Genomic DNA, 22,499 nt, shown 5'->3' with positions numbered 1-22,499 from the left:
GTCCGCAAAGCGGGCTTGTGCAGCTACTCTAACCCAGGCATTTGGAGTGCAGCGTGTGCTGCAATGCACCATTAGAGTGCGCTCTCCAAAGCCAAGTGGCTGCCGCGCATCAAGCGGGCAGCCACTGGCAAGAAAAGGCGCTGTGCGGTCAGGCTGTGGGCGGGGTGTTGTCGGGGGATGCCGCCACAGCGCCTGGTGTGGCCTTGGTGCGTGCAGCACGCTTGGGTGCTGCGCGTTTGGCGAGCGCAGGCGGGATCGCCACAGGTTTGGCCACAGCCGCTACGGCGGCTGCCGTTGCGGCTGCTTTTTTGGGGGCGGCCCGCTTTGCCGCTGTGGGCGCTGGGGTTGTGGGCGCCGCAACTGGGCTGGCAGCGCGCCGACTGGCCACAGTGCCTGCGGCTTTGCGGGGCGTGCGGGTGGGGCCGGGCGCTGCCTGGGGCGGCAGGCCCAGGGCATCGATGCGGGCATGCAGCGCCTCAATGTCGCGCGCGGAGGGCACGCCCAGCTTGGCCAGCGCTTTGACCACGCGGTCTTCGAAAATGTTTTCCAGCTTGTCCCAGCGGCCTGCTGCCCGGGCGCCAATGTCATTGGCCATGCCCGAAACGCGCTCGCTGGCCTCCGAGAGCTTGTCCTCTGCCGCCGTCTGGGTCTTGCGCTGCATGTTCATGCCCTCCTTCACCAGGGCCTCGAAGACTTTGCCACCTTCTTCCTGGGCCTTGGCGAACGCGCCCAGGCCTGCCAACCAGATTTGCTGCGCCGAGTCCTTCACGGTGCTGGCGAGTACGCTGCTGGACTTTTTCTTGTCATTGCTGAGTTTTTGCAGTTTTTTGACCATGGCGGCCTCCTGGAGAAAAGGGTGGAAAAGCGTGCCGTAGCACACAGCCTTGGCATACGCAGCCACTGTACGCGCGTGGAAGGTTGGCGTGTAGGCGTGCGCTTCTAAATTCTCAGGGGCAGGCCGCCCCATCGACGAACACCTTGAGTTCGCGGTGTCCAAAGGCGTGCCAGGTCTCGTTGCTGGTCAGTGGGGCGGTGACGATGACGGCGACTTGGTCGTTGGGCGCGGTCTGGGTGGCAAAGTCCACGCGCACATCTTCATCGGCCAACTGCGCTTCGGCAAAGGGGTAGCGGCGCTCAATGTAGTAGAGCTGGGTGGACGCGTGCGCCCACAGCGCTTGGCCGTTGGAGAGCAAAAAGTTGAAGGTGCCGTGCGGTGCGATGCGCGCGGCCAGTTCGCGCAGGGTAATGGTCAGTTCGGCCACGCTGGGCACATCGGCGTGGGACTTGGCCAGCTCTTGCATGATCCAGCAAAAGGCGTGTTCGCTGTCGGTGGCGCCCACGGGGTGGAAGTGGCCGTGCAGCCGGGGGCGAAAGTCTTTCAGGTCGCCGTTGTGCGCAAACACCCAGTAGCGGCCCCACAGCTCGCGCACAAACGGGTGGCAGTTTTGCAGGCTGACGGCACCCTGCGTGGCTTTGCGGATGTGGGCGATGACGTTGCGGCTCTGGATGGGGTAGCGGCGGATCAGGTCGGCCACGGGCGAGTCGATGGCGCGCTGGTGGTCGACAAAATGGCGCACGCCCTTGTCCTCAAAGAACGCAATGCCCCAGCCGTCGCAGTGGTCGCCCGTATTGCCCGCGCGCTGGGCAAAGCCCGTGAAACTGAAGGTCACGTCGGTGGGGGTGTTGCAGTTCATTCCAAGCAGTTGGCACATGGCAGGGCGGTGGCCTCCAGGGTAGGTTCAAAGAGTGGGTTGTTGCGGTGGTGGGGGCGGTGTGCGCAGTTGCCAGGCCGCTACCAATGCCAGCACGCACAGGCCGCTGAGCATGAGAAAAGTTTCACCAAAAGCGGCCATGCGGTCGCTGCCCTGGGCGCTGGCCTGTAGCGAGGCACCGTGCGCCGACAGCCGCCATTCCAGCACGATGCCGCACAGGCTGACCCCGGCAGCACCGCCCAGCATGCGCACAAAGCTGATGGCACTGGAGCCTTGCGAGATCAGCGATTTGTCCAGCGGACGCATGGCGCCCAGGTTCAGCGACGGCAGGATGAAGCCCAGGCCGATGCGCCCCAGAATGGTGAAGGCCACCAGAATCCACAGCGCCGAGTCCAGCCGCATCAGCACCATCAGCCCGAACGACAAGGCCAGCAACGCCAGCCCGGTCATCACCAGCCAGTGCGTGGGCTGGCGGTCGGCCATGCGGCCTACCAGGGGAATGGTCAGGCCCAGCACCAGTCCGGCGGGAAGCATGATGGCGCCCACATGCGAGGGCGACAGGTGCAGGCCCAGTTGCATGAACACCGGCAGCAGGTAGGTGGAGCCAAACAGCGCCGTGCCGTAGATAAACGCCACCACGCTGCCCATGGCGAACTGGCGGTAGCTGAAGATGCGCAAATCCATCAGGGGCTGGCCGCCCTGGGCGGTTTGCCGGCGTTGCCACCAGATAAACACCCCGAATGCCAGCAGCGCCACTGCCAGCAGGCTGCCTGCCTGGCCACCCGGGCCGTTGTGCAGGGCCACCAGCCCGTTGAGCAGGCACAACGTGCCCAGGGCCCCCAGCAGCAGGCCGCGCCAGTCCAGTGCGGCGCTGTCGCGGTTGGCGCGCGAGCCGCCGGGGCCGGTGATGGGCACGAACTTATAGGCCAGCCACAGCGAGGCCAGGCACAGCGGCACCACCATGAAGAAAATCGACCGCCAGCCCCACCAGTCCACCAAAATGCCGCCCACACTGGGGCCAATGGCGGGTGCCAGCACCACGCCCATGCCAAAAATACCGCTGGCACGCCCCTGCTCATGGGGCAAAAAAGCGTACAGGATGATGACGGCAGGGATGGGTTGCACCACGCCCGCCGCCAGGCCCTCGATGACGCGTGCGGCCAGCACCAGGTTGTAGTCGCTGGCCACGCCGCCGACCACGCCACCCACCAGCAACAGCAGCACCGCGCCCACGTAGGTGGCCCGGTAGCCATACCGTGCCAGCAGCCACGGTGTGGTGAGCATGGCCACCGCCGTGGCCACCATGAACCCGGAAGTGACCCACTGTGCCCGTTCCTGCCCCAACGCAAAGTGCGCGCTCATGTCGGGGATGGCGACGTTCACCACCGTGGACGACATGATGGAGGCCATGGTGCCCACCATCACAGACAGCAGCAGCAGCCAGCGGTAGCGTTCGCCGTAGCGCGCCTTCAGCGCGGCTGCGGAGCCGGATTCGGTCATGTTGGAATGTGGGAGAAAAAAAGCATCATAAGCGCGGCCCTGGAGGCGTGGCGCTCGGGGCGGCGTCTGGCGCTGGGCGTGCGCAGACCGGGCAGATGCAGCGCTGGCCCCGCTCGGCAGCCGGTATCTTGGCCAGTGCCGCAGGCGCTACGGGTGCGCGCATGCACCAGCATTCTTCAGGCGGGCGGCCTTGCGCTGGCGCGCATTGGTTGGGCTGGTGGCACAGCGGGCACTGCTGGGCCCAGGCTGCTGTGGCTGCCTTGGTGGGGGCGTCGGTGCTCATGGGGTTTTGCTGTCGGCCTGGCGCAGCGCCAGGGCCGTGTCGTACAGCGCATTGCGGGGCGCACCGGTGATGTCGGCGGTCAGGCGCACGGCGGTTTTCAGGGGCAGCTCTTGCAGCAGCAGCTGGAGCACGCGCAGGCTGTCGCTGGCGTTCTCAGGGGGCGGGGCAGGGTGCAGCAGCACCACGAATTCGCCGCGCGCGCGCTGGGCGCCGCCGTCCAGCCAGGCGCTCAGGCTGTGGGCAGGTTGCGTGGTGATTTCTTCAAACTGCTTGGTCAACTCGCGCGCCAGCGTCACCGGGCGCTCGCCCAGCACGGCCAGGGCCTGCGCCAATTCGGTGATGCGGTGGGGGGCCTCCAGCAGCACCACGCAGCGCGGCTCGGCGGCCAGGTGCTGCACAGCGCTGGCGCGTTCGGCCTGTTTGACGGGCAAGAAGCCAGCAAAGACAAAGCCGCTGTCGGCGCTGCCGCTGGCCACGGCACCGGCCACGCTCAGTGCAGCGGTGATGCTGCTGGCCCCGGGCAGTGGCACCACCCGCAGGCCCGCTGCGCGCACAGCAAAGGCCAGGCGTGCGCCGGGGTCGCTGATGCCGGGCGTGCCCGCGTCGCTCACAAAAGCCACGCGCTGGCCCGCTTGCAGGCGCGCCACCACGGTCTGGGCGGCTTCCTGTTCGTTGTGCTGGTGCAGCGCCAGCAGTTGCGCGCCGCTTTTGTCGATGCCGTAGGCGCGCAGCAGGCTTTGCGTGTGGCGCGTGTCCTCGCAGGCCAGGGTGTCGGCCAGTTGCAGCACGTGCAGGGCGCGCAAGGTGATGTCGGCCAGGTTGCCGATGGGCGTGGCCACCACGTACAGGGCGCCTTGCGGATAATGCTGCGCAGCCGCCGCTTCGCGCGCGGCACCCAGGGCTGAAGCGAAAGATGCGCTCAATGGATTTCCTCGGTAAAAAAACCACCAGCACGACTGCGGCGGCAACCACCCGGCAGCGGGGCAACGCGGCTGAAGATGTGGCGCTGGCCCATTTGCAGGCGGCAGGCCTGCGCCTGGTGGAGCGCAATTATCGAACGCCTGGGCGCGGCGGTGGCGAGATCGATCTGATTGTGCGTGAGCCCGACGGTACGCTGGTGTTTGTGGAGGTGCGCAGCCGCGCCAGCCGCGCCTTTGGTGGCGCTGGGGCCAGCATCAGCGCGGCCAAGCAGCGGCGCATTGTGTTTGCCGCGCGCCACTACCTGATGCGCCTGGGGGCGCCGCCACCGTGCCGTTTTGATGCCGTGCTGATCGAGGGCCAGAGTGTGCAGTGGCTGCGCGCTGCCTTTGATGCCCAATAAGCCGCCAGCGCCCGTGCAATGGGCGCTACCTGCTACCAAATTTGTAACACTACAGACCGTTATCATTGCCACCACCCATGCTAGAGCAACGCATCCAACAGCACTTCATCGACAGCGCCGACCTGAAATACCAGGCCGCGCAGGCCCTTGGCAAACCTATCGCCGATGCGGTGCAGGCCGTACTGGCCTGCATTACCAGTGGCGGCAAGATTCTGGCTTGCGGCAACGGCCCGTCTGTGGCGCATGCACAGCAGTTTGCGGCTTTCTGCGTCGGTGGGTTTGAGCGCGAACGCCCCGAGCTGGCTGCCGTGGCGCTGTCTTCGGATACGGCGCTGGCCATGGCCGTGGCCGGCCATGGCGATATCGGCCAGCAGTTTGCCCGCCAGGTGCGCGCGCTGGGGCAGGCGGGTGATTTGCTGCTGGCGCTGTGCGTGAGCGGCAACGATGCCAATGTGATCGCTGCCGTCCACGCTGCGCACGAGCGCGACATGACCGTGGTCGTTATCAGCGGGCGCAGTGGCGGCGCGTTGGCCTCGGTGCTGCGTGAAACCGATGTGCTCATGTGCGTGCCCCACGACCGCGCCGCGCGCGTGCGCGAAGTCCATGCGCTGGTGCTGCACTGTCTGTGCGACGGCGTGGATGCGCAATTGTTTGGTGAACAGGAGATTCCGTGATGAAAACACTTTGCACCACCCGCCGCCCGCTGATGGCGCTGCTGGCGGCCAGCGCCTTGACCACCGCGCTGGCCGGTTGCGCCCCGGTGGTGCTGGGCGGCGTTGCCGTGGGCGGCATGATGGCCGTAGACCGGCGCACCACAGGCACCCAGGTCGAAGACGAGCGCATCGAGTTGCAGGCCGTCAACCGCATCCACGGCCAGTACGCTGACCGGGTTCACGTCAACATCACCAGCTACAACCGCCAGGTGCTGCTGACCGGCGAGGCGTCCACCGCCGAGCAGGTGCAGGCCATCGAGAAAATGGTGCGCGGCCTGGAGGGCGTCCATTCGGTGGTCAACGAGCTGGCGGCGCTGCCCGCTTCCTCCCTGGTCACGCGCTCGGGCGATACCTTCATCACCGGCAAGGTGCGCGCCAGTCTGGTGGACGCCAAAGACCTGACTGCGGGCGCCTTCAAGGTCGTGACCGAGCGCAACGTGGTCTATCTGATGGGTCGTGTCACGCAGCGCGAAGCCCAGCGCGCCAGCGACATTGCCCGGGGCGTGAACGGTGTCAGCAAGGTCGTGAGGGTTTTTGAGTACCTGACCGAAGACGAACTGGTGCGGCTGAGCACCCCCCGCCCGGCCCCCGTCACCACCGACAAGGCGCCGTCGTCCCGCAACGAGCCCTGATAGCGCCGCAGGGCTGCTGGCGCTGCGCCGCAGGTCAGCCCAGGCGCTTGATCAGGCTGGAGGTGTCCCAGCGGCACCCGCCCATTTGTTGCACGTCGCCATAAAACTGATCGACCAGGGCCGTGACGGGCAGGCGCGCACCGTTGCGCTGGGCCTCGGCCAGCACCAGGCCCAGGTCTTTGCGCATCCAGTCCACGGCAAAGCCGAAGTCGAATTTGCCCTCGGCCATGGTTTTGCCCCGGTTGTCCAGTTGCCAGCTTTGCGCGGCGCCTTTGCCGATCACGTCCAGCACCTGGTTCATGTCCAGCCCGGCACGCTGGCCAAACGCCACCGCCTCGGCCAGGCCCTGCACCAGCCCGGCGATGCAAATCTGGTTGACCATCTTGGTCAGCTGCCCGGCACCCGAATCGCCCAGGCGGGTGAAGGCGCGCGAGAAAGCCATGGCCACCGGTTGCACGGCATCGAATGCCGCCTGGTCGCCGCCGCACATCACCGTGAGCAAACCGTTTTGCGCCCCGGCCTGGCCACCCGAGACGGGCGCGTCGATGAATTGCAGCCCCAGCGTGCGCGCGGCGCCGTAGAGTTCGCGCGCCACTTCGGCAGAGGCCGTGGTGTGGTCGATGAAAATCGCGCCCGGCTCCATGCCGGCAAAGGCACCATCGGCCCCCAGCGTGACCGAGCGCAGGTCATCGTCGTTGCCCACGCAGCAAAACACCAGATCAGCGCCCTGGGCGGCCAGGCGCGGCGTTGAGGCATGTTTTTGGCCTCCAAGGCTTTCGTACTCTGCGCACCATGCTATGGATTTTGCAGTGGTGCGGTTGTACACCGTGACCTGGTGGCCTGCCAGCGCCAGGTGCGCAGCCATGGGGTAGCCCATGACGCCCAGGCCCAGAAAGGCGACCTTGCGGGCGGGGGTGGCGGTGTAAGAGCGGGGTGCGGTGCTGGGCATGGTGCGGTCGTGGGTTCGGTACAGAAAAAAGGGGGCCGGGTGCGGTTCAGACAATCGCGAAATGCTCGGTGCCCGCAGACAGGTCGGTTTCGCGCGCGCGCTGGCTGCTGAGCTTGATCTGCAAGCGCAAATCGTTCACTGAATCGGCATTGCGCAGTGCGTCTTCATAGCTGATGACGTTGGCCTCGAACAGGTCAAACAGCGCCTGGTCAAAGGTCTGCATGCCCAGGTTGCGGCTTTTTTTCATGATCTCCTTGATCTCGGAGACCTCGCCTTTGAAGATCAGGTCGGTGATCAGGGGCGTGTTGAGCATGATCTCCACCGCCGCTGCGCGCCCTTTGCCGTCTTGCTTGGGCAGCAGGCGCTGCGAAATCATGGCGCGCAGGTTCAGCGACAAGTCCATGAGCAACTGTGCCCGGCGCTCTTCGGGGAAGAAGTTGATCACCCGGTCCAGCGCCTGGTTGGCGCTGTTGGCGTGCAGGGTGGCCATGCACAGGTGGCCGGTTTCCGAGAACGCGATGGCGTGCTCCATGGTCTCGCGGTCGCGGATTTCGCCCATCAGGATCACGTCGGGCGCCTGGCGCAGCGTGTTCTTCAGGGCCGCTTCCCAGCTGTCGGTGTCCAGGCCGACCTCGCGCTGCGTGACCACGCAGTTCTTGTGCGGGTGGACGAATTCGACCGGGTCTTCCACGGTGATGATGTGGCCGAACGAGTTTTCGTTGCGCCAGTCCACCATGGCCGCCAGCGTGGTGGATTTACCCGAGCCTGTGGCGCCCACCAGAATGCACAGGCCGCGCTTGGCCATGGTCACTTCCTTGAGCACCTGCGGCATGCCCAGGCCATCGATGGTGGGCAGCGTCAGGGGGATGGTACGCAAGACCATGCCGACACGGCCTTGCTGCACAAAAGCGTTGACCCGAAAGCGCCCGATGCCCGAGGGCGAGATGGCGAAGTTGCATTCTTTGGTGCGTTCGAACTCGGCGGCCTGCTTGTCGCTCATGATGGAGCGTGCCAGCGTCAGCGTGTGGTTGGGCGAGAGCGGTTGGGGCGACACCTTGGTAACAGCACCATCGACCTTGATGGCCGGTGGAAAGTCGGCGGTGACGAACAGGTCGCTGCCATTGCGACTGACCATCAGCCTGAGCAGATCGTTGATGAATTTACTGGCCTGATCGCGTTCCATCAGATTTCCTCCCGCAGACTGGCATCGGTGTGCCAGTGTTTATTTTTGGTTTTCGCTCAGCCGAGCGCTGACGGCACGCAGCCGCAGCGAGAGTTTGCGCGCCAGCAACGCCACCAAAGCAGCAGCCAACTGCGGGTCTTTGAGCATCATGTCGTCGAGTGCCTGGGCGGTGAGGACGGCAATCTCGCATTCCGTCATCGTGGTGCATGCGGAAAAGCGGATGCCGCTGTCGAGCAGCGACATCTCGCCAATCAGGTCGCCGGGCCGGGTTTGCGCCAGCAGCAGTTTCTCGCCCCAGGGCTGGATGCGGTTGACGGCCATGGTGCCCGAGAGCAGAAAGAACATGAAGTCGCCATACTCGTCCTGGCGCACCACATCGCGATCGGCGGCAATCTGGGCAAAATCCATGAACGGCGCCATGCGCGCCACCAGATCGCCTGGCAGTTGCGCCATGAATTTGTTTTTGGCGCACTGCTCCTGTAGGAGCTTGCCGCCGCGGCTGGCGGACATGCGCTTGGCATCGATTTCCACCGCCCGCGCTTCCCACGGGGCGATGGTGTTGCCATCCTGTTCATGCTCGGTCATGGCCGCAGAAAAGAACACCGAATCCTGGGAATCGGTGTGGGCATGGCCTCCGTGGACGTCCGATGTGGCCGAACGCCATTTGTCCAGAATGCTCTTCATGGCAAAACTCCTGCTGCCGCTGCACTGCAAGCGGCTAATGTCATGGTCAAAGGCTGGTCAGCCGGGAAAGTTGTCGGGGATTTTGGCCTTGCTGCGCGCTTCAGCCGGGCTGATGATGTTGCGGCGCACCAAGTCTGTGAGGTTCTGGTCCAGGGTCTGCATGCCCATGCTGCTGCTGGTCTGGATGGTGGAGTACATCTGCGCCACCTTGGCCTCGCGGATCAGGTTGCGGATGGCGCTGGTGCCCAGCATGATCTCGTGGGCGGCCACGCGGCCCGAGCCGTCTTTGAGCTTGCACAGCGTCTGCGAGATCACCGCTTGCAGCGATTCGGACAGCATGGCGCGCACCATTTCTTTTTCGTCGGCGGGGAACACGTCAATGATCCGGTCGATGGTCTTGGCCGCGCTGGACGTGTGCAGCGTGCCAAACACCAGGTGACCGGTTTCCGCAGCGGTCATGGCCAGGCGGATGGTTTCCAGGTCGCGCATTTCGCCCACCAGAATGGCGTCCGGGTCTTCGCGCAGCGCGGACTTCAGGGCAGCGGCGAACGACAACGTCATCGGCCCCACTTCGCGCTGGTTGATCAGGCACTTCTTGGATTCGTGGACGAACTCGATCGGGTCTTCCACGGTGAGGATGTGGCCGTACTCGGTTTCGTTGAGGTAGTTGACCATGGCCGCCAGCGTGGTCGATTTGCCCGAACCCGTGGGGCCCGTGACCAGCACCAGGCCGCGCGGTTTCAGGGCCAGATCGCCAAAAATCTTGGGGCAGTTGAGCTGTTCCAGCGTGAGGATTTTGCTGGGAATGGTACGGAACACGGCGGCTGCGCCCCGGTTCTGGTTGAAGGCGTTGACACGAAAGCGCGCCAGGCCCTCAATCTCGAAAGAGAAGTCCACCTCCAGAAACTCCTCGTAGGCTTTGCGCTGCGAGTCGCTCATGATGTCGTACACCATGCCATGCACCGTTTTGTGGTCCAGCGCATCGACGTTGATGCGGCGCACATCGCCATGAACCCGGATCATTGGTGGCAACCCTGCGGACAGGTGCAAATCGGAAGCTTTGTTCTTGACGCTGAATGCCAGCAGCTGGGTGATGTCCACGGATTCCTCTGTCGTTTGGTACGCTCGGCGGCCATTATGACCACGATTTTCAACAACCTCCAACAGGTTCATGCACGCATAGAGCGTGCCTGTATCGCCGCTGATCGCCCCGTAAGTGCGGTGGCTTTGCTGGCGGTTTCCAAGACTTTTGGCCCCGAGGCGGTGCGCGATGCCGCGCTGGCCGGTCAGCGCGCGTTTGGTGAAAACTATATCCAGGAGGCCGTGGAAAAAATGGCGCTGCTGCGCGCCGATCCGGCACTGCCTGTGTTGCAGTGGCACTGCATCGGCCCCATCCAGAGCAACAAGACGCGCCTGGTGGCCGAGCACTTTGACTGGGCGCACACGGTAGACCGCGCCAAGATCGCCCAGCGCCTGTCCGAGCAGCGGCCTGCGCACTTGGCACCGCTGCAAGTGTGCATACAGGTCAATGTCGATGGCGGCGTGGCCAAGTCGGGCGTGGCGCCTGAAGAGGCGCTGGCGCTGGCCCGCGCGGTGGTGCAGTGCCCGCGCTTGCTGTTGCGTGGGTTGATGGCCATCCCCGAGCCTGCGCCGGACTTTGCCGCGCAGCTGGCCGTTCATTTGCGTGCCAAGGCGTTGTTTGACCAGATTCAGGCTGCGCTGGGCGACAGTGCGCCTGCCTGGGACACGTTGTCGCTGGGCATGACCGCCGACCTGGAGGCGGCCATCGCCGCTGGCAGCACCCTGGTGCGCGTGGGCAGCGGCATTTTTGGGGGCCGACACTACCCGGCTGCCTGACGCTGTACGCTACTTTTTTGAGGTCAAATCGGCCTCAAGGCCTTGCGTGGTGCGCGCTAACAGCTATCAAAAGAAGAGCGTTTTTGAGGCGCCGTCCCACCCCGCAGCGCAGGGGGGTGCCGTAGGATGCGCCCGGCGCAGGCTTGCCCGCGTATTCAGGCGGCGGGCGCAAAGCGCAGCACGCCATCGCTGTCGGTGTGGCGCTGGAGCTGCCCGGCGTGCCACAGCAGGTGCAGGTGGGCCAGGGCCTCGCCCATGGCAAAGGTGCTTTGGTGGGCATCCAGTGCGCGCGTGAACAGCAGCGGCAGGATGTCGGCGGCCGATTGCGGCGCCCGCTGGCATGCGGCCAGCACGGTGTCCAGGTGGCTGGCGTGGTGTGCCCGCAATTGGTCCAGGCGCTGGTGCAGCCCCCGAAAAGGCCGTCCGTGCGAGGGCAACACCAGCGTGTCTGAGGGCAGGGCGCGCATGCGCTCCAGCGAGGCCAGAAACAGCCGCAGCGGGTCGGCATCGGGCTCGCTGGCATAGACGCTGACGTTGGTGGAAATGCGCGGCAGCACCATGTCGCCGCTGATCAGCACGCCCAGGTCGGGGCAGTGCAGCGCGATGTGTTCGGGCGCATGGCCGTAGCCGCTGAGGCAGTGCCAGTGGTGCGCGCCGATGCGCAGGCGGTCGCCATCGAGCAGGCGGTGGAAGTGATCGGGCACGCTGGGCACCAGCGATGGGTAGTAGCGGCTGCGGCCCCGCACGTGGGCCAGAAAGTCGGGGTCGCGCAGGCCGTGCGCGGCGTAAAAGTCGGTGGCGCTTTCGCTGTGCAGACCCGGGCCGGCGTGGCAGGCCAGCCGGGCGGTGTAGTAATCGGTGGCGCTGATCCACAGCGGCGCCTGCCAGCGCTGGCACAGCCAGTGCGCCAGCCCGATGTGGTCGGGGTGCATGTGCGTGACGATGACGCGCAGAACCGGAAGCCCTTCGAGCTGGGTGGCAAAAATCGCTTCCCACTGCGCGCGTGCCGCCTCGGTGGCCACGCAGCAATCGACCACCGTCCAGCCCTCGACCATGCCGCCGGGGCCGGGCTGGCGGTCGCGCAGCAGCCACAGGTTGATGTGGTCCAGCGCAAACGGCAAGCCCATGCGCAGCCAGCGCACGCCGGGGGCCACTTCCAGGGCGGTGTCCGGCGCTGGCAGGGCGTCTGCCCAGGGGTAGAGGAGCTGGCTTTCGAGGGTGTTCATGGGCGTGGCGGTATGGGGTAGGATTGACGTAAACGTCAATAACGGGCCGCATTGTAGGCAGCCACCAGGCACAGGGCCTGTCATCTGCGCGTCCCGGGGTTGCAGCACTTACCGCACCACATGGCCACCACCTACACCATCAGCGACCTCGCCAAAGAGTTTGACCTCACCACCCGCGCGATGCGGTTTTATGAGGACATGGGCCTGCTCCAGCCCGAGCGCACCGGCCCCGGCGGGCGCAATCGCACCTACAGCGCGCGCGACCGCACCCGGCTCAAGCTGACGCTGCGCGCCAAGCGCTTGGGCCTGTCCTTGACCGAGGCCAAAGACATCATCGACATCTACGACAGCCCGCGCGACACGGGCGTGCAGCTGCACAAGTTTTTGTCGGTGCTGGCCGGGCACCGCTTGCAGCTGGAAGACCAGATGGCCGATTTGCAGGCCACGCTGGACGAAATCAAAGAGCACGAAAAAGAAGCCCGCACCCTGCTGGCCAAGATGGAAAAAAAGAAGTAATAATTGGCTATGACGTTTACGTAAACGTAAATTAAAAATACCATCGGAGACCACATGAGCACATCCCGCCTGGAGCCCCGCAACCCGCAATACGCCCAGCGTGTGCATGAGAGCTTTGCCCTGCAAGGCATCATGCAGACCCTGGGCGCACGCCTGGGCCTGGTGGCGCCGGGCAGCGTGGACATTGCGCTGGACTGGGCCCCCGGCCTCACGCAGCAGCACGGCTTTTTGCATGCGGGCGTGGTGTCGGCAGCGCTGGATTCGGCCTGCGGCTATGCCGCCTTCACGCTGATGCCCGCTGATGCCGAAGTGCTGACCATCGAGTTCAAGATCAATCTGCTGGCCCCTGCGCGCGGCGAGTGTTTTCGCATGGAAGGCCGGGTGCTCAAGCCAGGTCGCACCGTGACCGTCTGCGAGGGCCGCGCCTATGCGCTGCATGGTGGCACCGAAAAACTGGTCGCCACCATGGGCTGCACGCTGATGGCCATCACGGGCCGCGAAGACGTGCGCACCTGACACGCGCCCGCCCCGCCTTTTCTTCTTTTTCTTTCCCACAAGCACCCCAGGAGACAAACCCCATGAGCATTCCCGGCAACATCCCCGGCCTGAACTTCCAGTTGGGCGAAGACATCGACGCCCTGCGCGACGCCGTGCGCGAATTTGCGCAGGCCGAAATCGCCCCGCGCGCCGCTGAAATCGACCATTCCGACCAGTTCCCCATGGACTTGTGGCGCAAGATGGGCGATCTGGGCGTACTGGGCATCACCGTGCCCGAAGAACATGGCGGCGCCAACATGGGCTACCTGGCGCACATGGTGGCCATGGAAGAAATCTCGCGCGCCAGCGCCTCGGTGGGCCTGTCTTACGGCGCGCACTCCAACCTGTGCGTCAACCAGATCAACCGCAACGGCAACACCGAGCAAAAAGCCAAATACCTGCCCAAGCTCATCAGCGGCGAACACGTGGGCGCCTTGGCCATGAGTGAACCCGGCGCGGGTTCGGACGTCATCAGCATGAAGCTCAAGGCCGAGGACAAGGGCGGCTACTACCTGCTCAACGGCTCCAAGATGTGGATCACCAACGGCCCCGACGCCGACACCCTGGTGGTGTATGCCAAGACCGAGCCCGAGCTGGGCGCGCGCGGTGTCACCGCCTTCCTGATCGAAAAGGGCATGAAGGGCTTTTCGATTGCGCAAAAGCTCGACAAGCTGGGCATGCGCGGCAGCCACACCGGCGAGCTGGTGTTCCAGGACGTGGAAGTGCCCGCGCAGAACATTCTGGGCGGCCTCAACATGGGCGCCAAGGTGCTGATGAGCGGCCTGGACTACGAACGCGCCGTGCTCACCGGCGGCCCGCTGGGCATCATGCAGGCCGTGATGGACAACGTGGTGCCCTACATCCATGACCGCAAGCAGTTTGGCCAGAGCATTGGCGAGTTCCAGCTCATCCAGGGCAAGGTGGCTGACATGTACACGCTGCTGCAAGCGGGCCGCTCGTTTGCTTATACCGTGGCCAAGAACCTGGACATGCTGGGCACCGACCATGTCCGCCAAGTGCGCAAGGACTGTGCCAGCGTCATCCTGTGGTGTGCCGAACAAGCCACCAAAATGGCGGGCGACGGCATCCAGATTTTTGGCGGCAACGGCTACATCAACGAGTACCCCCTGGGCCGTTTGTGGCGCGATGCCAAGCTGTATGAAATCGGTGCCGGCACCAGCGAAATCCGCCGCATGCTGATTGGCCGCGAGCTGTTCGCTGAAACCTGTTGAAACCCTTGACCACCCTGAAAGAACCCTGACCATGCCCGCTACCTCCATCGAAGAGCTGTTTGTCCACAACCGTGCCTGGGCTGCGCAGATGGAGCGTGAGCGACCGGGGTTCTTTACCGGCTTGATGGCGCAGCAAAAACCCCGCTATATGTGGATTGGCTGCTCCGACAGCCGCGTGCCTGCCAACCAGATCACCGGGCTGGAGCCGGGCGAGGTGTTCGTCCACCGCAACGTGGCCAACGTGGTGGTGCCCACCGACCTCAACTGCCTCTCTACCGTGCAGTACGCGGTCGATCAGCTGCACGTGGAGCACCTGATGGTGGTGGGCCACTACGGCTGCGGCGGCGTGCTGGCGGCGCTGCAAGACATCCGCGTCGGGCTGGCCGACAACTGGATTCGCCACGTCAAGGATGTGCGCGACAAACACCGTGAATTGCTGGCCGCCCTGGCCCCCGAGTGGCGCCACGACGCGCTGTGCGAGCTGAATGCCATCGAGCAGGTGATGAACATTGCCCAGACCACCGTGCTGCAAGACGCCTGGACGCGCGGGGAAAAAGTCACCCTGCACGGCTGGTGCTATGGCCTGAAAGACGGGCTCATCAACAACCTGCACATGTCCATCGACAGCAACGAGGGGCTGGATGCGAAGTACCGCGCTGCCGTGGCGGGCGTGGCCGCTGCGCGCCGCTGAAGGCGCCAGCGCACCAGCCTTGGCACTGGCGGTTTCACACCAGCTTGGCCCATGTTTCCCCAGCGCCTGGACTCTCCCCACGCCTATGCCATTGCCAAGGCGATGATGGACGGCTTCAACCGCCATTACCGCCTGTTCCGTGCCGAATCGGCCCGCGCCAAGCACCGTTTTGAAACCGCTGACTGGCACGGCCAGCAGCGTGCCCAGCGCGAGCGCATCGAGTTCTACGACCTGCGCGTCAAGGAATGCACGATGCGGCTGGAGAAAGAGTTCCAGGCCGGTGCGCAGCCCATGGACGTGTGGCACCAGATCAAGCTGCACTACATCGGGCTGCTGGTCAACCACCACCAGCCCGAGCTGGCCGAGACTTTTTTCAACTCGGTGACCACCAAAATCCTGCACCGCACGCATTTCCACAACGACTTCATCTTTGTGCGCCCCGCCGTCAGCACGGAGTACATCGAGAACGAGGAAACCGCCCGCCCCACCTACTGGGCCTATTACCCCTCGCGCGAGACCCTGCGCGACACCCTGACCCAGCTCATCCACAACTTCCGCCTCCAGCGCGAGTTTGCCGACCTGCCCGGCGATGTGGCCCAGGTGCTGGCCGCGCTGCAAGAGCGGTTGCAGCAGGCCCAGCTGCGCGCCAACTTCCAGATCCAGGTGCTCTCGGGCCTGTTCTACCGCAACAAGGGCGCTTACGTGGTGGGCAAAGTCATCAACGGCTTTACCGAGCTGCCGTTTGCGCTGCCCATACTGCACGACGAAGCGGGGCGGCTCACCATCGATGCGGCCCTGTTCGGCGAGGACGACCTGCAAATGCTGTTCGCCTTTGCGCGGGCCTCGTTCATGGTGGACATGGAGATTCCGTCGGCCTACGTGCAGTTTCTGCGCAGCCTCATGCCGCGCAAGCCCCGGGCCGAGCTGTACAACGCGCTGGGCCTGGCCAAGCAGGGCAAGACGCTGTTCTACCGCGACTTTCTCTACCACCTGCGCCACAGCACCGACCAGTTGCGCATCGCGCCCGGCATCAAGGGCATGGTCATGCTGGTGTTTGATCTGCCCAGCTTTCCCTACGTGTTCAAGCTCATCAAGGACTACTACCCGCCACCCAAGGAAACCACGCGCGAGCAGGTCAAGGGCAAGTACCTGCTGGTCAAGCAGCACGACCGCGTGGGCCGCATGGCCGACACCCTCGAATACAGCTTGGTGGCCTTTCCGCGCCAGCGTTTTTCAGACGAGCTGATTGCCGAGATCCAGAAGTTCGCGCCCAGCCAGATCGAGATCAGCGACCGCGATGGCGATGGCCAGCAGGAAGTCATCATCCAGCACCTCTACATCGAGCGGCGCCTGATCCCGCTGAACATGCACCTGCAAGAGGCCCTGGAGGCCGGTGCGCGCCAGCAGATCGAGCACAGCGTGATCGAGTACGGCAACGCCATCAAAGACCTGGTGGCCGCCAACATCTTTCCCGGCGACATGCTCTGGAAAAACTTTGGCGTCACGCGCGACGGCAAGGTCGTGTTCTACGACTACGACGAGATCGAATACCTCACCGACTGCCACTTCCGGCGCGTGCCCCAGCCGCGCACCGAAGAAGAGGAAATGAGCGGCGAGATCTGGTACACGGTGCGCCCGCACGACGTGTTTCCCGAAACCTTTGCGCCTTTTCTGCTGGGCAACGACGCCGTGCGCGAGGTGTTCATGCAGCACCACGCCGACTTGCTGGGCGTGGAGTTCTGGCAGTCGCACAAGGAGCGCATTCTGGCGGGCCATGTGTACGACGTTTTTCCCTACGACACCCGCCGCCGCTTTACGCACGCAGCAGGTGCCTGACAGGGCCTGGGGCCCGCATTTTTTTCACCACACAGGAGACTTTCATGAGCACATCCACCACCGATCCCATCGTTATTCTGGGCGCCGCACGCACCCCCATGGGCGCCTTCCAGGGCGATTTTTCCAGCCTGGCCGCGCACGACCTGGGCGGCGTGGCCATCCGCGCCGCTGTGGAGCGCGCCGGTGTAGCGCCTGACACCGTGGGCGAAGTGCTGTTTGGCAACTGCCTGATGGCCGGCCAGGGCCAGGCGCCTGCGCGCCAGGCGGCCTTCAAGGGCGGCCTGCCCAAAGAAGCGGGCGCCGTCACGCTGTCCAAGATGTGCGGCTCGGGCATGAAGGCGGCCATGTTCGCCCACGACATGCTGCTGGCCGGTTCGCACGATGTGATGGTGGCCGGTGGCATGGAGAGCATGACCTGCGCCCCCTACCTGCTGCAAAAAGGCCGTGGCGGCTACCGCATCGGCCACGACCGCATCTTTGACCACATGATGCTCGACGGCCTGGAAGACGCCTACGAGCCAGGCCGCTCCATGGGCACCTTTGGCGAAGACTGCGCTGCCAAATACGGCTTCACCCGTGCCCAGCAAGACGCTTTTGCCACCGCCAGCGTGGAGCGCGCCAAGGCCGCCATCGCCTCGGGCGCGTTTGCCGCAGAAATCGCCCCCGTCACCGTCAAGACCCGCGCGGGCGAGACCGTGGTGTCGCTGGATGAAGGCCCGGGCAAGATCAAGCTGGACAAGCTGGCCACGCTCAAGCCCGCCTTCAAAAAGGACGGCACCATCACCGCAGCGTCCAGCTCCAGCATCAACGACGGCGCTGCCGCCCTGGTGCTGGCGCGCCAGTCCACTGCCGACAAGCTGGGCCGCCAGCCGCTGGCCCGCATCGTGGCCCACGCCACGCACGCCCAAGAGCCCGAGTGGTTTGCCACCGCCCCGCTGGGCGCCACGCAAAAAGCCCTGGCCAAAGCGGGCTGGAGCGTGGGCGATGTGGACTTGTGGGAAATCAACGAAGCCTTTGCCGTGGTGCCCATGGCGCTGATGCACGAGTTGAACCTTCCGCACGACAAGGTCAACGTCAACGGCGGCGCCTGCGCGCTGGGCCACCCCATCGGCGCCAGCGGCGCGCGCATTTTGGTCACGCTGATTTACGCCCTGCAAGCGCGCGGCCTGAAGAAGGGGCTGGCCACGCTGTGCATCGGCGGCGGCGAAGCCACGGCCATGGCCATCGAGCTGCTGTGAACTCCTGAATTCATAGCTGTTCGCGCGCACCAGCAAAGCGCCAGAGCCTGTTTTGGCTTGAAATAACAGGCCGGGTTTCTCACCAGGCCAGCACCGGCGGTGCTGGCCTTTTTCGCAGTGCCCGCCACCCCCTACAACGGAGACTCCCCCCATGCTGCTCACCCAAGACCAGGAAATGATCCGCGACGCCGTGCGCGACTTTGCCCAGCAAGAGCTGTGGCCCCACGCTGCGCGCTGGGACAAAGAACACCACTTTCCCAAAGACGCCCACCAGGGCCTGGCCGCGCTGGGCGCCTACGGCATCTGCGTGCCCGAAGAATTTGGCGGCGCCCACCTCGATTACGTCACCCTGGCGCTGGTGCTGGAAGAGATTGCCGCAGGCGACGGCGGCACCAGCACGGCCATTTCCGTCACCAACTGCCCCGTCAACGCCATCCTCATGCGCTACGGCAACGCCCAGCAAAAGCGCGACTGGCTCACGCCCCTGGCGCGCGGCGAGATGCTGGGCGCGTTCTGCCTGACCGAGCCGCATGTGGGCAGTGATGCCTCGGCGCTGCGCACCACGGCCGTGAAAGAGGGCGATGAATATGTCATCAACGGCGTCAAGCAGTTCATCACCAGCGGCAAGAACGGCCATGTGGCCATCGTCATTGCCGTGACCGACAAGGGCGCGGGCAAGCGCGGCATGAGCGCCTTTCTGGTGCCCACCAACACCCCCGGTTACGTCGTGGCGCGGCTGGAAGACAAGCTGGGCCAGCACAGCAGCGACACCGCGCAGATCAACTTTGACAACTGCCGCATCCCCGCCGAGAACCTCATCGGCGCCGAGGGCGAGGGCTACAAGATTGCGCTGGGCGCGCTCGAAGGCGGGCGCATCGGCATTGCCGCGCAAAGCGTGGGCATGGCGCGCAGCGCGTTCGAGGCCGCACTGGCCTACTCCAAAGAGCGCGAGAGCTTTGGCACCGCCATCTTCAACCACCAGGCCGTGGGTTTCCGGCTGGCCGACTGCGCCACGCAGCTCGAAGCCGCACGCCAGCTCATCTGGCATGCCGCCGCGCTGCGCGATGCAGGCCGCCCCTGCCTGAAAGAAGCCGCCATGGCCAAGCTGTTTGCCAGCGAAATGGCCGAAAAAGTGTGCAGCGCCGCCATCCAGACGCTGGGCGGCTACGGCGTGGTGAACGACTTTCCGGTCGAGCGCATCTACCGCGACGTGCGCGTCTGCCAAATTTACGAAGGCACCAGCGACGTGCAGAAAATCATCATCCAGCGCGCGCTGGCCTGAGAATGCTCCTGATTCGATAGCTGCTAGCGCGCAGTGCGTAAGGGCTGGAAGTCGATTTGGCTTGATTTTTCTCGGGGGTGGGTGGTGGAGGCTGCTGGCCAGATTTCATCCCCAATGCCCCGTCTTTTCCCGCTGCTGCGCTGTGGGGCGCGTGGGTAAACTGGTCACTTCTGTGATTTACCAACCCATGTTCCGGGGCTTGCGCCGGAACCGCGCCTTCAACGGGAGATGCACGCATGCACAAAAAGGCCCCAGCCTGCTGGTTGACACTGGCCATCGCCATGGCGGGGGTGGCCCAGGCGCAGCCCGACCCAACGCCGCTGCCCGTGCCCGGAACCACCGAGCGCTTCCAAGAAGGCGGCGTAGCCCTGTCCGAGCTGCGCGCCTATGCCGAGCTGGGCTATGTGTCTGCACAGTACCGGCTGGCGCAGCGCTACCTGCAAGGCCAGGGCGTGATGCGCGACGTGCCGCAAGCGGCGCTGTGGTTTCGCCGCGCCGCCGATTCGGGCGAGCCGCGCTCGCAACTGGAGCTGGCGCTGATGCACCTGCGCGGCGAGGGCGTGCAGCGCAGCGAACGGATGGCCGCCCACTGGATGCGCCAGGCCGCCGAGAGTGGTTTTCAGCGCGCGCAACTGCACGTAGGCACCATGTACGAGCACGGCCTGGGCGTGGCCAAAGACCAGACGGAAGCCTATTTCTGGTACTGCCTGGCCAGCGAGGGCGTATGGGGCAACCACGAAGCCGTGCAGGCGCGTGACCGCCTGGGCGCGCTGCTCACCAACGTGCAGCGCGCATCGGCCCGCTCGGCGGCGTTTTACTGGCGCCCGCGCTGATCTGGCGCCGCCCCGCGCCCCTGCTCCATTTTTCAGACCGAGGATTTCCCCATGTTGCGTCGTCACTTTCACCATGCGGGCGCTGCGGCGCTCACGGCCCTGCTGCTGGCCGCCACCCGGCAGGCACAGGCGCTGTCGCTGGGCGACATGACCAACGCCGACGCCAGCAGCGGCCTCAAGGCCGCGCTGGGCCAGGGCGCGCAGGCCGCAGTGGCCTTGCTGGGCCGCCCCGATGGGTTTTTGGGCAACCCCAAGGTGCGCATCGGCCTGCCGGGCTCGCTGGACGACGCTGCCAAGCTGCTCAAAACCTTTGGCCAGGGCCAGCGCATTGACGAGCTGCTGACCGCCATCAACCGCGCCGCCGAAACCGCCGTGCCCATGGGCCAGGACTTGCTGGTGGGCGCCGTGCAAAGCATGACCGTCACCGATGCCAAAAACATCCTGACCGGCGGCGATACCTCGGTCACGCAGTTTTTTGCCGACAAAACCCGCGCTCCGCTGGGCCAGCGCTTTTTGCCCGTGGTCAACCAGGCCACGGAAAAAGTCAACCTCGCCCAGTCCTACAACGCCTTTGCCGGCAAGGCCGCCAGCTTTGGCCTGTTGAGAAAAGAAGATGCCGACCTGGGCCAGTACGTCACCGGCAAAACGCTGGACGGCCTGTACCTGGTGATTGGCGAGGAAGAAAAGAAAATCCGCCAAAACCCCATGGGCAGTGCCAGCGCCATCGTGCAAAAAGTGTTTGGTGCGCTGCGCTGATGGCTGCCAACCCCGCCCGCGCTGCCCGGTCTGCCGCCCCCGTGCCGGATGCCTGCCCCTGCGGCCAGCTGTCGGCCCAGCGCCAGCCGTTGGCCTTTGCCGACTGCTGTGGCCGCTACATAGCCCACTTTGACACCACCCCCGCGCCCGACGCCGAGCACCTGATGCGCTCGCGCTACAGCGCCTTTGTGCGCGGCCAGGTCGATTACCTGCTGGCCACCTGGCACCCCAGCCAGCGCCCCGACACGCTCGAGTTGGAACCCCACGCCCAGTGGCTGGGCCTGGAAGTGCGCCAACACCGCGTGCTGGATGCCGACCACGCCCAGGTGGCCTTTGTGGCCCGCTACCGCGTGGCGGGCCGCGCCGTGCGCTTGCAGGAAAACAGCCGCTTTGTGCGCGAGGCAGGCCGCTGGTATTACCTGGACGCCGCCGGGCAGTAAGCACCGCAGCCCCCGGGCGATGGGAAAATGCCCGGCATGACCACCTCTGCCCCCACCCACACCCTGACCATCACCCGCCCCGACGACTGGCACCTGCACGTGCGCGACGGCGAGCCCCTGCACACCGTGGTGCCGCACACCGCCGCCCAGTTTGGCCGCGCCATCATCATGCCCAACCTGCGCCCGCCCGTGACCACCGCGCAGCAGGCGCTGGAATACAAACAGCGCATCCTGGCCGCCGTGCCCGCCGGTGTGCAGTTTGAGCCGCTGATGACGCTGTACCTCACCGACCGCCTGCCGCCCGAAGAAATCGCCCGCGCCAAGGAAGCGGGCGTGGTCGCAGCCAAGCTCTACCCGGCTGGCGCCACCACCAACAGCGACGCCGGCGTGACCGACCTGCGCAACATCTACCCCACGCTGGAAGCCATGCAAAAGGCCGGCATGCCGCTGCTGGTGCATGGCGAAGTCACCAGTGCCGACATCGACCTGTTCGACCGTGAAGCCGTGTTCATCGACCAGCAGCTCATCCCGCTGCGCCGCGACTTCCCCGAACTCAAGATCGTCTTCGAGCACATCACCACCAAAGAAGCCGCCGAGTACGTGGCCAGCAGCGACGCCTATACCGCCGCCACCATCACCGCCCACCACCTGCTGTACAACCGCAACGCCATCTTCACCGGCGGCATCCGTCCGCACTACTACTGCCTGCCGGTGCTCAAGCGCGAAACCCATCGCCTGGCGCTGGTGCAAGCGGCCACCAGTGGCAGCAGCAAATTTTTCCTGGGCACCGACAGCGCCCCGCACCCCGCGCACCTGAAAGAGCACGCCAGCGGCTGCGCCGGTTGCTACACCGCCCACGCCGCCATGGAGCTGTACGCCGAGGCCTTCGACAACGCAGGGGCGCTCGATCAGTTGGAAGCCTTTGCCAGCTTCAACGGCCCGGCCTTTTACAACCTGCCGCGCAACCAGGGCACCCTCACCCTGCGCCGCGAAAGCTGGACTCCGCCCGACAGCTTTGCCTTTGGCGAAGCCGAACTCAAGCCCCTGCGCGCCGGTGAAGCGCTGGCGTGGCGGGTGG

At 65.2% G+C, this 22,499-nt stretch carries 25 protein-coding genes; 15 read left to right on the top strand and 10 right to left on the bottom strand.

The annotated features are described in order from the left end of the window. Window positions 1-148: 148 nt before the first annotated feature. The 5 genes from PHX69_RS04460 to rsmI form a co-directional block, all read right to left on the bottom strand. Window positions 149-835, bottom strand: coding sequence for a phasin family protein (locus PHX69_RS04460; RefSeq protein ID WP_288042555.1), 687 nt, complete (start codon window positions 833-835; stop codon window positions 149-151). Window positions 836-947: 112 nt separating this feature from the next. Then, complete coding sequence (locus tag PHX69_RS04455; RefSeq protein WP_288042554.1) at window positions 948-1,712, bottom strand: class II glutamine amidotransferase; 765 nt, start codon at window positions 1,710-1,712, stop codon at window positions 948-950. Between the two features lie 27 nt (window positions 1,713-1,739). After that, window positions 1,740-3,212, bottom strand: coding sequence for a DHA2 family efflux MFS transporter permease subunit (locus tag PHX69_RS04450; protein WP_119013656.1), 1,473 nt, complete (start codon window positions 3,210-3,212; stop codon window positions 1,740-1,742). A gap of 25 nt (window positions 3,213-3,237) precedes the next feature. Beyond that, a complete protein-coding gene (locus PHX69_RS04445; RefSeq protein ID WP_288042553.1) occupies window positions 3,238-3,495 on the bottom strand; it encodes a cysteine-rich CWC family protein in 258 nt (85 codons plus the stop codon). Continuing rightward, window positions 3,492-4,418 carry a 16S rRNA (cytidine(1402)-2'-O)-methyltransferase gene (rsmI, locus tag PHX69_RS04440; RefSeq protein ID WP_288042551.1) on the bottom strand — a complete coding sequence of 309 codons (927 nt, stop codon included), beginning with the start codon at window positions 4,416-4,418 and terminating at the stop codon, window positions 3,492-3,494. Before rsmI ends, PHX69_RS04445 begins: the two co-directional genes overlap by 4 nt. Between rsmI and PHX69_RS04435 the strand changes: the two genes are divergently transcribed. The 3 genes from PHX69_RS04435 to PHX69_RS04425 all read left to right on the top strand — a co-directional run bounded on the left by PHX69_RS04435 (window position 4,418) and on the right by PHX69_RS04425 (window position 6,161). Next, window positions 4,418-4,816: a YraN family protein gene (locus tag PHX69_RS04435; RefSeq protein ID WP_288042549.1), complete on the top strand. Its 399-nt coding sequence runs from the start codon at window positions 4,418-4,420 to the stop codon at window positions 4,814-4,816. The two genes, rsmI and PHX69_RS04435, sit on opposite strands and share 1 nt — an antisense overlap. A 77-nt stretch (window positions 4,817-4,893) precedes the next feature. Beyond that, window positions 4,894-5,490: an SIS domain-containing protein gene (locus PHX69_RS04430; protein WP_119013660.1), complete on the top strand. Its 597-nt coding sequence runs from the start codon at window positions 4,894-4,896 to the stop codon at window positions 5,488-5,490. Continuing rightward, a complete protein-coding gene (locus tag PHX69_RS04425; protein WP_288042547.1) occupies window positions 5,490-6,161 on the top strand; it encodes a BON domain-containing protein in 672 nt (223 codons plus the stop codon). Before PHX69_RS04430 ends, PHX69_RS04425 begins: the two co-directional genes overlap by 1 nt. Before the next feature lie 34 nt (window positions 6,162-6,195). Here the strand turns inward: PHX69_RS04425 and PHX69_RS04420 are convergent, their stop codons facing one another. Genes PHX69_RS04420 through PHX69_RS04405 form a run of 4 tightly spaced genes read right to left on the bottom strand, consistent with a single transcriptional unit; the run spans window position 6,196 to window position 10,078 of the window. Then, complete coding sequence (locus PHX69_RS04420) at window positions 6,196-7,110, bottom strand: NAD(P)-dependent oxidoreductase (protein WP_119013662.1); 915 nt, start codon at window positions 7,108-7,110, stop codon at window positions 6,196-6,198. Window positions 7,111-7,156: 46 nt separating this feature from the next. After that, window positions 7,157-8,293, bottom strand: a complete 1,137-nt coding sequence (locus PHX69_RS04415) for a PilT/PilU family type 4a pilus ATPase (protein ID WP_119013663.1) — start codon at window positions 8,291-8,293, stop codon at window positions 7,157-7,159. A gap of 39 nt (window positions 8,294-8,332) precedes the next feature. Continuing rightward, the gene (locus PHX69_RS04410) at window positions 8,333-8,977 is read right to left on the bottom strand and encodes a cyclic nucleotide-binding domain-containing protein (RefSeq protein WP_288042545.1); all 645 of its coding nucleotides are present in this window, start codon (window positions 8,975-8,977) and stop codon (window positions 8,333-8,335) included. A gap of 57 nt (window positions 8,978-9,034) precedes the next feature. Continuing rightward, the gene (locus PHX69_RS04405; RefSeq protein ID WP_119013664.1) at window positions 9,035-10,078 is read right to left on the bottom strand and encodes a type IV pilus twitching motility protein PilT; all 1,044 of its coding nucleotides are present in this window, start codon (window positions 10,076-10,078) and stop codon (window positions 9,035-9,037) included. A gap of 36 nt (window positions 10,079-10,114) precedes the next feature. Here PHX69_RS04405 and PHX69_RS04400 point away from each other — a divergent pair, with 36 nt between their 5' ends. Next, window positions 10,115-10,834, top strand: a complete 720-nt coding sequence (locus PHX69_RS04400) for a YggS family pyridoxal phosphate-dependent enzyme (RefSeq protein WP_119013665.1) — start codon at window positions 10,115-10,117, stop codon at window positions 10,832-10,834. Between the two features lie 155 nt (window positions 10,835-10,989). Here the strand turns inward: PHX69_RS04400 and PHX69_RS04395 are convergent, their stop codons facing one another. Continuing rightward, window positions 10,990-12,060: an MBL fold metallo-hydrolase gene (locus PHX69_RS04395; RefSeq protein ID WP_288042543.1), complete on the bottom strand. Its 1,071-nt coding sequence runs from the start codon at window positions 12,058-12,060 to the stop codon at window positions 10,990-10,992. 120 nt (window positions 12,061-12,180) lie between these two features. Between PHX69_RS04395 and PHX69_RS04390 the strand changes: the two genes are divergently transcribed. From PHX69_RS04390 to pyrC, 11 genes are all read left to right on the top strand, one after another. Next, window positions 12,181-12,576 (top strand): MerR family transcriptional regulator, encoded by a 396-nt coding sequence (locus tag PHX69_RS04390; protein ID WP_119013666.1) that lies wholly within the window; start codon window positions 12,181-12,183, stop codon window positions 12,574-12,576. A gap of 54 nt (window positions 12,577-12,630) precedes the next feature. Beyond that, window positions 12,631-13,092 (top strand): PaaI family thioesterase, encoded by a 462-nt coding sequence (locus PHX69_RS04385; protein ID WP_119013667.1) that lies wholly within the window; start codon window positions 12,631-12,633, stop codon window positions 13,090-13,092. A gap of 62 nt (window positions 13,093-13,154) precedes the next feature. Beyond that, window positions 13,155-14,345 (top strand): isovaleryl-CoA dehydrogenase, encoded by a 1,191-nt coding sequence (locus tag PHX69_RS04380; RefSeq protein WP_288042541.1) that lies wholly within the window; start codon window positions 13,155-13,157, stop codon window positions 14,343-14,345. A gap of 31 nt (window positions 14,346-14,376) precedes the next feature. Continuing rightward, on the top strand, window positions 14,377-15,036 hold the full coding sequence (gene can, locus PHX69_RS04375) for a carbonate dehydratase (protein ID WP_119013669.1): 660 nt from the start codon (window positions 14,377-14,379) through the stop codon (window positions 15,034-15,036). 51 nt (window positions 15,037-15,087) lie between these two features. Next, window positions 15,088-16,872 carry a bifunctional isocitrate dehydrogenase kinase/phosphatase gene (aceK, locus tag PHX69_RS04370; protein WP_288042540.1) on the top strand — a complete coding sequence of 595 codons (1,785 nt, stop codon included), beginning with the start codon at window positions 15,088-15,090 and terminating at the stop codon, window positions 16,870-16,872. 44 nt (window positions 16,873-16,916) lie between these two features. Then, entirely contained in the window at window positions 16,917-18,110 is a 1,194-nt protein-coding gene (locus PHX69_RS04365) for an acetyl-CoA C-acyltransferase (RefSeq protein WP_288042539.1), read from the top strand. A 151-nt stretch (window positions 18,111-18,261) separates the two neighbouring features. Then, entirely contained in the window at window positions 18,262-19,392 is a 1,131-nt protein-coding gene (locus PHX69_RS04360; protein WP_288042537.1) for an acyl-CoA dehydrogenase family protein, read from the top strand. A 236-nt stretch (window positions 19,393-19,628) separates the two neighbouring features. Next, complete coding sequence (locus PHX69_RS04355; RefSeq protein WP_119013021.1) at window positions 19,629-20,225, top strand: tetratricopeptide repeat protein; 597 nt, start codon at window positions 19,629-19,631, stop codon at window positions 20,223-20,225. Window positions 20,226-20,276: 51 nt separating this feature from the next. Further along, a complete protein-coding gene (locus PHX69_RS04350; RefSeq protein ID WP_119013022.1) occupies window positions 20,277-20,981 on the top strand; it encodes a DUF4197 domain-containing protein in 705 nt (234 codons plus the stop codon). After that, window positions 20,981-21,421, top strand: a complete 441-nt coding sequence (locus tag PHX69_RS04345) for a YchJ family protein (protein ID WP_288042535.1) — start codon at window positions 20,981-20,983, stop codon at window positions 21,419-21,421. The genes PHX69_RS04350 and PHX69_RS04345 overlap by 1 nt, the downstream gene beginning before the upstream one ends. Window positions 21,422-21,457: 36 nt before the next feature. Beyond that, on the top strand, window positions 21,458-22,499 hold a 1,042-nt coding region (pyrC, locus tag PHX69_RS04340), incomplete at its 3' end, for a dihydroorotase (protein WP_288042533.1).

This window comes from Simplicispira sp. (assembly GCF_028687295.1).
Classification (GTDB): domain Bacteria; phylum Pseudomonadota; class Gammaproteobacteria; order Burkholderiales; family Burkholderiaceae_C; genus Simplicispira; species Simplicispira metamorpha.
This window is presented reverse-complemented; position numbering and strand designations above follow the sequence as displayed.